This window comes from Mesorhizobium sp. M7A.F.Ca.ET.027.03.2.1, from assembly GCF_003999175.1.
In the GTDB taxonomy this organism is placed as follows: domain Bacteria; phylum Pseudomonadota; class Alphaproteobacteria; order Rhizobiales; family Rhizobiaceae; genus Mesorhizobium.
The window spans coordinates 1-9,924 of record NZ_RZOM01000094.1; the positions used below are offsets into that span (position 1 = coordinate 1).

The window sequence follows — 9,924 nt, forward strand, 5'->3', positions numbered from 1 at the left end:
TCCTTGCCCTGGAACATGTCGGCGGCGGTCAGACCGCCCGACGACATCATGAACATGAGGCGAGGCGATTGGCCGGGCGCCACGCCCAGCTCTCCCGCCACCCTTTGCACATAGCGTGACAGAATCGGCGACAGATAGGCATCGACCACCGCGGTGTCGCCGCGGCCGACCAGCTTGATCAGCGGCGAGACCTCATGGCTGACGGAGACTTGGGCGAAACCAAGTTTGCGGCAGACTTTTGCCACCGCCTTCTCGTGGTCGGGGTATTTCCAGGCGTGCATGAAGACGATGGCGACCGCATCGATGCCATCGGCCCTGGCCTGTTCGATCGCCGGCCGGCAGGCGGCGATGTCGAGCAATTGTTCGACGCGGCCATCGGCGCGCACGCGCTCGTTGATTTCGATGACGCGCTCGTAGAGCTGTTCGGGAAGGATGATCTCCTTGGCGAAGATGTCCGGACGCGCCTGGTAGGCGATCTTCAGCGCGTCGCGAAAGCCCTTGGTGATGAGCAAAAGCACGCGGTCACCCTTGCGCTCCAGCAGCGCATTGGTGGCGACTGTGGTGCCCATCTTGATGTCGCCGATCAGGCCGCTTGGGATCGTGTCGCCGGCCGACAAGCCAAGAAGGTCGCGAATGCCCTGGATGGCAGCATCGTTATAGGCTTCGGGGTTTTCGGAGAGAAGCTTGCGCGGGTGCAGCCCGCCTTCCGGATCTCGGCCGATGATATCGGTGAATGTGCCGCCGCGGTCGATCCAGAAATCCCATTTTGCGGTCATGACAGCCCCTGGCGCTTTTACGTTCGATCGGTGGTTCGGCACATGCTGTTAGTTCGCCACGGCCTGAGCGGCAATCGCAAATGAACCAGACGATGTTACATGTCGAAACGCAACGTTACGAAACTCATGGCCGTCTGACGCATTTGTCCTTCGACCGCTCACGGCAACGTGAGCGTGTGTTGAAGGAGAGACAAATGAAAAAGCTCATTCTCGCGTCCGTTTCCGCTCTGGCCTTGCTTGGCGTCGCCGCCTGCAGTGACAGCGGTACGGACAATACCACCACCCAGAGCACCAATCCGCCGGCCGCCGAGGAACCGATGAAGCCGGCTGCCCCGGAAGCCACGCCGCCGGCCGCGACGCCTCCGGCAACGGATAATTCGACCACGAAGAGCATCACACCCGAGAAGCCTGCCGAGCCGGCTCCGGCAACACCAGCTCCTGCGCCCGCGCAGTAGTGAGCAAGCAGTACTTCGTGTGATGAATGAGAAAGGCCGGCTCGCGCTGGCCTTTTTCATATTGTCCGAGCGCCGTGGCGTTCGAGTCCGATCGATTTGTCGCGCAAAGCCTGCGGCACTGTCCCGGCTTGATAGGAGCGGGCGGTGGCTCTAAGAAGCAGGCCATGTCCATTTGGGATCGCCTCGGCGAATTCATCACCCGCGTTTCATCCTCAGCCTCGTCGGGTGTCGCCGACGTGGTCGAGGCCGTGCGCACGATTTTCGCCGGCGATGCGGATTTGCGCCGGCGTGTCGCCTTTTCGGTGGCGATGATCGCGCTGTCGGCCAAGATGGCCAAGGCCGATGGTATCGTCACCCAGGACGAGGTGCGCGCCTTCCAGGAAATATTCGAAGTGCCGCCGAAGGAGACGCGCAATGTGGCGCGTCTGTTCGATCTCGCCCAGCGCGACGTGGCCGGTTTCGAGACCTATGCCGAGCGGATGGCGCAGATGTGCGGTTCCGGGCATTCCAATTGTGTGATGCTGGAAGACATACTCGACGGTCTGTTCCACATCGCCAAGGCCGACGGGCTGGTGCACGAGCGCGAAGGCCATTTCCTGCACCGCATCGCCGAGATTTTCCGCATCGACGAAGCGCATTACGAGACCATCATGGCGCGACATGTCAACCTGGGCGCCGGGGATCCCTATGTCGTGCTTGGCATCGAGCGCGGCAAGCCGTTCGAAGAGGTCAGGAAGCGCTATCGCAAGCTGGTTTCCGACAATCATCCGGACCGGCTGATTGCGCGCGGCCTGCCTCAGGAATTCATCAAGATCGCGACCACCAGGGTGGCGGCGATCAACGTTGCCTACGAGATGATCGAGCGGGGCCTGCGCCACGCATGAGCGGCTTTCTGCCCGACGAGCCACGTGCCGAAGTCAGGGTATCGCCGAATTTCGGCCCGCGGCGTGAGACGCCCAGGCCTGACATGATCGTGCTGCACTACACCGGTATGGCGACCGGCGCCGGGGCCGAGGCCTGGCTTTGCGATCCGGCCAGCGAGGTTTCGTCGCATTATCTCGTCCACGAGAATGGCCATATCGTGCAGATGGTCAGGGAAAGCGACCGCGCCTGGCATGCCGGCAAGAGTTCGTGGTTCGGACGGGCCGACATCAATTCCTGTTCGGTCGGCATAGAGATCGTCAATCCGGGGCATTCGCTGGGCTATCCCGGTTTCCCCCGGCGGCAGATCGATGCGGTGGTCGGGCTGTGCCGTGGGATCGCCGGTCGGCATTCGATCGCCGCCGAGCGGGTACTCGCGCATTCCGATGTTGCGCCGGGGCGCAAGATCGATCCCGGCGAGAAGTTTCCGTGGCGGACGCTGTTCGAGGCCGGTGTCGGCCATCTCGTGGCGGCCGCGCCCGTCAGGCGAGGCGCCACTCTGACAACCGGCGATACCGGCGGCGACGTCGAAGCGTTGCAGTCGATGCTGGCCCTCTACGGCTATGGCGTTGAAATATCCGGCGTTTTCGACCGGCAGACGGAGGCGGTGGTCGAGGCCTTCCAGCGCCATTTCCGGCCGCGCAAGGTGGACGGCGTTGCCGACGGCTCGACGCTGCGGACGCTGCAAAGGCTGCTTGCTTCCATGAGGCGCTGACCCCCGGGAGAGCCTCTCCCAAGCAATTCTTTCCAATCCTTAAGTTACAAGCTGTCACTCAAAGTGACTTGCCTGGCCTTGTTTGACACCAATTCGGGCGTCAAACGGCTGACGTGTAGATGTCGGACCCCAAGCCCCCCGGGTTGTTCCGACGTTGGTTAGGCGTTGCTGCGTGAACATCTTCGCGCGGTTCAGACAGAACAGGATCACATGCAGAAATTTACCGTTTTAACGGCAGCTCTTGCTGCCGGCGTAATGACTTTTGCCTTCAGTGCCGCAGATGCCGCGCCCCTCAGCCCGCGAGCCGATCAAGGGCCTGTCGTGGCATCCGCGAAAAGCGGCAAGGCCCCACAGGCCAGAAGCGGCAAGGCAGGCCACGACGCCAAGGCGACGAAGCGGGCTTCCGCGAAAATGGAAAAAGCAAGCTGGTCCAAGCCGAAGAAGTCCGCCAGAAAGCAGACGAAGCGTGGCCGAAAAACCGTCGACATGACGGCAACGGCGTCGATCGGTGTCCGCAACGCGGCAGCCTCGGCGGCCGCGGTGGCCAGCAGCGGGCAGTATTCCGCAATCGTTGCCCGCTATGCGGCGATCGAAGGCGTTCCGGTATCGCTCGCCTCGGCGGTTATCCAGATCGAAAGCAACTATCGGCCCAACATCATCGGCGGCGCAGGCGAGATCGGCCTGATGCAGATCAAGCCGGCCACGGCTCGGATGATGGGCTATAGCGGCTCCGCCAAGGGCCTGTTCGATCCTGACACCAACATCAAATACGGCATGAAATACCTTGCCATGGCGCGCAGCCTCGGTGGCGGCACGACCTGCGGCACCATCCTGAAATACAATGCCGGCCACGCCGCAACGCGGATGAACCCGGTGTCGGCCGCCTATTGCGGCAAGGTCAAGGTGCAGATGGCTGCGCTTGGATCGCCCGCATAAGTCTGCTTTTTCGTTTGCGTTTTCGGGCGCGAACCCCTTTATACGCTCTGCCAGCTGGCTGGGCGGCCGCACCCGCAAACGCCGAAAGGTCGTGGGTGAGGAAAGTCCGGGCTCCATGGAAACACGGTGCCGGTTAATGGCCGGCGGGGGCGACCCCAGGGAAAGTGCCACAGAAAGCAAACCGCCACGATCCGGCTTGCCGGATTCGGGGTAAGGGTGAAAGGGTGGGGTAAGAGCCCACCGCGCGACTGGCAACAGGAGCGGCACGGTAAACCCCACCGGGAGCAAGACCGAATAGGGACGGTGCGAGGGGAAACCCTCGAGGGCTGTTTCCGGCTCACCGTCCGGGTAGGTTGCGTGAGGCACATGGCAACATGCGCCCAAGATGAATGGCCGCCACGTTCTCGCCTCGCAAGGGGCGAGGGCCATACAGAACCCGGCTTACAGGCCAGCTGGCAACTCTCTCCCCCGATATCAAGAGAAGTCTCTTGAATTCAGCAGGTTGCGCCCTCGGGCGCGCCTGTTGATTCAAGCCTGCCCGGCCGTTCATCCGTGCGAGCGAGAGTCGGCCATTGCTTGAAGCCGGTGCGATTAAATCGTACCATGATCGGGAAATGGTACCGGGAGCCTCTCATGGGACAGGTCGACAAACGCAGCATCACGCTGTCGCCGGAACTGGCGCAGGCGGTGGATGATGTCGTCGCCGCCGGCGAATATGCTTCCGCCAGCGAAGTGATCCGCGATGCGCTGCGGCAATGGAAGGATCGGCGCGATCTCTTCGGCTATACGCTCGATGAGTTGCGCAAGCTGGTGCAGGAAGGGATAGACAGCGGGCCGGGACGATTTGCGTCGATGGATGAAATCAAGGCCGAGGCGCGGAGGCGCTTGCGATCTGACGACGCAGCATGAATTCGCTATTCATCGTCCGGAACGCGCGCGCAGAAGACGATTTGATCGCGATCTGGCTTCATGTTGCACACGATAGCGAGGTCGCAGCGGATAGGTTGCTCGATCGCATCGAGGCACGGTGGCAGCAACTGGAGACCTATCCCTTCTCCGGCGCGCCGCGCGATGACATCGCGCCCGAGATCATTCATGTACTGCACGGCTATCGCAACATAGCCGACGATCTCGGCCCGTGATCGGTCCGGTTAGCCGCCGATCTTGTCCAGCGACGTCTCAATTGCCTTCCAGAGCTCTTCAACCGGCTCGCAGCCGACCGAGAGGCGAACGAAGCCGGCGGCAACGGCATCGCCTCGCTTCAAGCGCCGCTCGGCGGAGGTGTGGACGCCGCCGAAGGATGTCGCGGCCTGCATCAAGGCGCAATTGTTGATGAAATCCTCGGCCTTGTCCTCCGAGGCGAGCTCGAAAGAGATCAGAAAGCCGAAGCGCTCCATCTGGGCACGGGCAAGGTTGTGCGACGGATCGCCTTCCAGTCCGGGATAACGCAGGCCGCTGATTGCCCGGTGGCCCTGCAGCCGCCGCGCGATGACTTCCGCCGAGGAACACATGCGATCGAAGCGCACATCCAGTGTCTCCAGGCCGCGATGCACCAGCCAGGCTTCGAATGGTCCGGGAATGCTGCCGGAAACTTCGCGCCAGCCGGTCACGGCGGCGATGATCTCGGCATTGCGGCTGGCGACATGGCCGAACAGCACATCTGAATGGCCGTTGGGTGCCTTGGTGTCGGCGGCAACGACGATATCGGCGCCATGGTCGAGCGGCCGCTGGCCGAAGGGTGTCATGGTCGTGTTGTCGACCACAAGGATCGCGCCGGCTTTGTGAACAGCATCGGCAACGGCGGCGATATCGCAGATATCCAACCCCGGATTGGCAGGGGTTTCGACAAAGGCGAGGCGATAGCCATCGAAGCCGCCGTCGAGGAAGGTCGAGGTAGGCCTGACATCGTAGACGATGCCGAGCGGCTTGAGGAAGCGATCGGCCAGCGCTCTTGTCGTGTGGTAGCCGTCCGATGGCAGCAGGATACGGTCGCCAGTCTTGAGCACGGCAAAAAACGCCGCCGAGATTGCCGCCATTCCTGAAGGGAAGGCGACGCAAGGCGCGTCCTCCAGATGGGCCAGCATATGTTCGACCGCGTCCCAGGTCGGGTTGCTGAATCGCCCGTACTGGTTGAAACCGGTGGCGTCGCCGGGCGCATGAAAGATGGCGGCCATGGTCAGTGGCAGGGGAATGGAATCGCCCATGGCAAGCCCGCTGCGACGCAGGTGAGGAAGCGCTGCAGCGCGTGACTTTGCAGTTTCGGACATCGAATTTCCAACCCTGTTTGCGACCGACGAGATGTGGCGAGACGCTATGCCCGGCAGCGGCGCGCGGCAAGGCGCGTCCGGTTGGGCCAGGCGGCTCTAAACGGTTCGTTAGGCTTAATAGACCATAAAGACGAGACGTGTCGGCGAGGCTGCTCTCATTGGTCGCGGCGCGCATGTTTGTGAAGCCTAATCCCGTTGACGCCCATAGTGCCCCATGATATCCCATCTAGACATCAAAGCCTTCGTTCCGTGTCAGGGTAAAGCGTACGCCAATCGGGCAGCCGCGGCGGCTGCGCGTTTGCCGGTTTTTGCCCGTGCAGACGAGGCTGATACGGGGCAGGGAACGCGCCGCGGCGGCGCGGGCGACAAGATGGAGAGGGGTGCGGCGGCGAAAGCGGCTGTAGCGTTTAATGGACCGGTTTCTGTCAAACACGGTGAGCAGGATCGATGCGAAGGGACGGGTGTCCGTTCCCGCGCATTTCCGTGCGGTCGTGCAGAAGCGCGGCTATTCGGAACTTTATGCGCTGCGCTGCCTGGATCTGCCGGCGATGGATGTCGGCGGGCTCGATCTGCTCGACCGCTACGAGCAGCGCATCGCGCTCGAGGATCCCTTCCTGCAGACGGCGGACGACATGTCGTTCTTCTGCCATGGCGACGGAACCTTCTTGAAACTCGACCAGGACGGCCGCATCACGATGAGCGATTTCCTTCGCGAACACACCGGCATTTCGGCGGAAGTGGCCTTTGTCGGGCGCGGCAATTTCTTTCAGATCTGGGAGCCGGGACGGCTTGCCGCCTATGGGGCGCAGGCGCGGGCACGGCTTTTGCAGCTTCGGCAGGGGACGAAGCCTGGGGAGCGACCGGAATGACGGCAGGCCACGGCGATGACCTTCCTCACGCCGTCGATGGGCACGCCGTTGGCGGATCGGCCCGCCACATTCCGGTCCTCCTTGCCGAAGTGCTTGAAGCACTGGCGCCGGCGCAGGGCGACCTCATCATCGACGGCACGTTCGGCGCCGGCGGCTACACCAGGGCCATTCTGGCGACGGGCGCTTCCGTGGTGGCGATCGACCGCGATCCGGATGCCATTGCGGCCGGGCGCGATCTGGAAGTGCAGTCGGGCGGCCGGCTGCGGCTGGTGCAGGCGCCGTTCTCGACGCTGGACGAACATGTCGAGAGCGCCGACGGCGTCGTGCTCGACATTGGCGTGTCCTCGATGCAGCTCGACCAGGCGGAGCGCGGGTTTTCGTTCCGCGCCGACGGGCCGCTCGACATGCGCATGGCGCAGGCTGGTTTGAGTGCTGCCGACGTGGTCAATTCCTTCAAGCCAGGCGACCTTGCCCGTATCTTCGGCTTCCTCGGCGAGGAGCGCCACGCCGGACGCATTGCCCGCATGATCGAGGCTCGCCGCGAAAAGCGCCCGTTCGAGCGCACGCTGGAGCTGGCCGACGCCATCGAGACGCATATCGGCCGGGCGCCGAAGGACAAGATCCATCCGGCGACGCGCGTCTTCCAGGCGCTGCGCATCTTCGTCAATGACGAGCTTGGCGAACTGGCCAAGGCCCTGTTCGCGGCCGAACGCGCGCTGAAGCCGGGCGGACGGCTCGCCGTGGTCACCTTCCATTCGCTGGAAGACCGCATCGTCAAGCGTTTCATCGCCGACCGGGCCGATGTTGCGACCGGCTCGCGGCATTTGCCCGAGGCGCATGCCCGCACCGCGACGTTTCGCAAGGCGGGCGGCGGAGTGACTGCCGGCGACGCCGAGGTGGCGGCCAATCCGCGCGCCCGTTCGGCCAGGCTGCGCGCGGCAATCCGCACGGATGCGTCGGCGCGCAGCAGCGATTTTTCGATTTTCGGCCTTCCAAAGCTTCCCGGCCCAACACTTCCCGGCACAGGCCGGCCGGGGGAGAGGTAGCTAAGTGTTTCGTACCAGCGACATTGTCCTGATCGCCGTCATGGTTGCGGTCGCGGCCCTTACCTACAAGGCCAAGCGCGAGGCCGAGGAACAATTGGCCGCGGTGCAGAAGATCCATGCGCAGATACGCTATGAGGAGGATACGATCGACCTGCTCAAAGCCGACTGGAGCCTGCTTACCCAGCCGTCGCGGCTGCAGAAGCTGGCTGAACTCTACAAGTCGCAGCTCGAACTCGAGCCGGTCAGCGCCCGCCAGATAGGCGGCATCGGCGACCTGCCGGCCAAATCCCTGGGCATCCAGGACATCCTGAACGGACGCCAGGGTGGTATGGCCGACAATTCCGACCAAGCGCCTTCGGACAGTAAGGATCCCGTCGTGACCGGAGGCATCGCCCAATGATCGGCAAACTGCTGAAGCGTCGCGCCAGGACGAGTGAAGATGGATCGATCGTCGTCGAGGGCGCCCGCAAGGCGACCGGCGGCAAGGGCAGGACGCGCATCGTCATGACGATGGCGGTGTTCTTCGGTATCTTCTCGACCATATCAGGGCGGCTGGTCTACCTCGGCTTCCAGACCCCCGACATGTCGGGCGGTCCGCAGAGCCGGGTGACGGCATCGCGGCCCGACATCGTCGACCGCAACGGCGAAGTGCTGGCCACGGATATCAAGACGGCGTCGCTGTTTGCAGAACCGCGCCGCATTGTCGACGCCGACGAGGCGATCGAGAAGCTGTCGACGGTGCTTCCGGACATCGACTATGAGCAGACCTACCATAAGCTGAAGAGCGGCGCCGGTTTCGTCTGGCTGCAGCGGCAGCTGACGCCCAAGCAACAGTCCGACATCATGCAACTCGGCATTCCCGGTTTCGGCTTCCGTACCGAAAAGCGCCGCTTCTATCCGAGCGGCGAGACCTCGTCCTACATTGTCGGCCTCACCAACATCGACAACCAGGGCATCTCCGGAATGGAGAAATATGTCGACGAGCAAGGCTTGAGCGACCTGCAGGCATCGGGCCTTGCCATTGCCAAGGATCTCAAGCCGGTAAAGCTTTCGATCGATCTGCGCGTGCAGCATGTGGTGCGCGACGAGATCGCCGCCGGCCTGGAGCGCTATCGTGCCATGGGCGCCGGCGCCGTCGTGCTCAACGTCAAGACCGGCGAAGTGGTGGCCATGGCCTCGGTGCCGGATTTCGATCCGAACAATCCCTACAATGCACAGGACAAGGACCGGCTGAATCGCATGTCGGCGGGCCTCTACGAGATGGGCTCGACCTTCAAGAGCTTCACCTCAGCCATGGCGCTCGATTCCGGCAAGGCGACGATGGCGAGCCGCTTCGATGCTTCGCATCCAATCCGGGTCGGCCATCAGGCCATTCACGATTTCCACGGCAAGAACCGTGTGCTGTCGTTGCCGGAGGTGTTCCTCTATTCGTCCAACATCGGATCGGCCAGGGAAGCCGAGATGGTCGGCATCGAGGGCCATCGCGAATTCCTGCATCGCCTTGGCCTTCTGGACAGGATGCAGACCGAATTGCCGGAGACTGCCCGTCCGACTGAACCGAAGGTCTGGAAACAGGTGAATTCATTCACCATCGCCTTCGGCCATGGCGTGTCGACGACGCCGCTGCAAGCGGCTGTGGGCTGCGCGGCGTTGATGAATGGCGGCTTCCTGATGAACCCTACCTTTTTGGTGCGTACGCAGGCGGAAGCGATGGCCACCGCCAAGAAAGTGGTGAGCGAAAAGACCGTCGAAGGCATGCGCTACCTCTATTCGCTCAATGCCGAGAAGGGCTCTGCCCGAAACGCCAGAGTCCCCGGCTACCGCGTTGGTGGCAAGACCGGAACGGCCGAGAAGGTCGTCAATGGCCGCTACTCCAAGGACTTGAATTTCAACACTTTCGTCGCCGCCTTCCCGATGGACGATCCGCAGTATCTGGTGT

12 protein-coding genes and 1 other RNA gene are annotated in these 9,924 nt (G+C 62.9%); 11 read left to right on the top strand and 2 right to left on the bottom strand.

Annotated elements, in window-relative coordinates; translation table 11 throughout:
• Positions 1–776 (bottom strand): hydantoinase/oxoprolinase family protein (locus tag EN750_RS06675; RefSeq protein WP_145967459.1); only part of this gene is annotated, 776 nt, incomplete at its 3' end.
• Positions 777–970: 194 nt separating this feature from the next.
• Here EN750_RS06675 and EN750_RS06680 point away from each other — a divergent pair.
• From EN750_RS06680 to EN750_RS06710, 7 genes are all read left to right on the top strand, one after another.
• Positions 971–1,231: a hypothetical protein gene (locus EN750_RS06680; protein ID WP_127319263.1), complete on the top strand. Its 261-nt coding sequence runs from the start codon at positions 971–973 to the stop codon at positions 1,229–1,231.
• A gap of 164 nt (positions 1,232–1,395) precedes the next feature.
• On the top strand, positions 1,396–2,115 hold the full coding sequence (locus EN750_RS06685) for a DnaJ family molecular chaperone (protein WP_127395962.1): 720 nt from the start codon (positions 1,396–1,398) through the stop codon (positions 2,113–2,115).
• Positions 2,112–2,867 (top strand): N-acetylmuramoyl-L-alanine amidase, encoded by a 756-nt coding sequence (locus EN750_RS06690; RefSeq protein ID WP_127395963.1) that lies wholly within the window; start codon positions 2,112–2,114, stop codon positions 2,865–2,867. Before EN750_RS06685 ends, EN750_RS06690 begins: the two co-directional genes overlap by 4 nt.
• A gap of 210 nt (positions 2,868–3,077) precedes the next feature.
• Positions 3,078–3,803 carry a lytic transglycosylase domain-containing protein gene (locus EN750_RS06695; protein ID WP_127395964.1) on the top strand — a complete coding sequence of 242 codons (726 nt, stop codon included), beginning with the start codon at positions 3,078–3,080 and terminating at the stop codon, positions 3,801–3,803.
• Between the two features lie 50 nt (positions 3,804–3,853).
• An RNA gene (gene rnpB / locus EN750_RS06700) (RNase P RNA component class A) lies at positions 3,854–4,263 on the top strand.
• A 173-nt stretch (positions 4,264–4,436) separates the two neighbouring features.
• A complete protein-coding gene (locus EN750_RS06705) occupies positions 4,437–4,712 on the top strand; it encodes a type II toxin-antitoxin system ParD family antitoxin (protein ID WP_027034949.1) in 276 nt (91 codons plus the stop codon).
• A complete protein-coding gene (locus EN750_RS06710; protein WP_127395965.1) occupies positions 4,709–4,945 on the top strand; it encodes a type II toxin-antitoxin system RelE/ParE family toxin in 237 nt (78 codons plus the stop codon). Before EN750_RS06705 ends, EN750_RS06710 begins: the two co-directional genes overlap by 4 nt.
• Before the next feature lie 9 nt (positions 4,946–4,954).
• Here the strand turns inward: EN750_RS06710 and EN750_RS06715 are convergent, their stop codons facing one another.
• Complete coding sequence (locus tag EN750_RS06715; RefSeq protein ID WP_127395966.1) at positions 4,955–6,070, bottom strand: cystathionine gamma-lyase; 1,116 nt, start codon at positions 6,068–6,070, stop codon at positions 4,955–4,957.
• Positions 6,071–6,480: 410 nt separating this feature from the next.
• On the opposite strand from EN750_RS06715, the gene mraZ reads away from it, so the two are divergent.
• From mraZ to EN750_RS06735, 4 genes are all read left to right on the top strand, one after another.
• Positions 6,481–6,939: a division/cell wall cluster transcriptional repressor MraZ gene (mraZ, locus tag EN750_RS06720; RefSeq protein ID WP_013530948.1), complete on the top strand. Its 459-nt coding sequence runs from the start codon at positions 6,481–6,483 to the stop codon at positions 6,937–6,939.
• Positions 6,936–7,985, top strand: a complete 1,050-nt coding sequence (gene rsmH / locus EN750_RS06725; protein ID WP_127395967.1) for a 16S rRNA (cytosine(1402)-N(4))-methyltransferase RsmH — start codon at positions 6,936–6,938, stop codon at positions 7,983–7,985. The genes mraZ and rsmH overlap by 4 nt, the downstream gene beginning before the upstream one ends.
• A gap of 4 nt (positions 7,986–7,989) precedes the next feature.
• Complete coding sequence (locus EN750_RS06730) at positions 7,990–8,385, top strand: hypothetical protein (protein ID WP_127395968.1); 396 nt, start codon at positions 7,990–7,992, stop codon at positions 8,383–8,385.
• The coding region (locus tag EN750_RS06735; RefSeq protein WP_145967461.1) for a penicillin-binding protein 2 at positions 8,382–9,924 on the top strand (1,543 nt) is incomplete at its 3' end. The genes EN750_RS06730 and EN750_RS06735, both read left to right, overlap by 4 nt.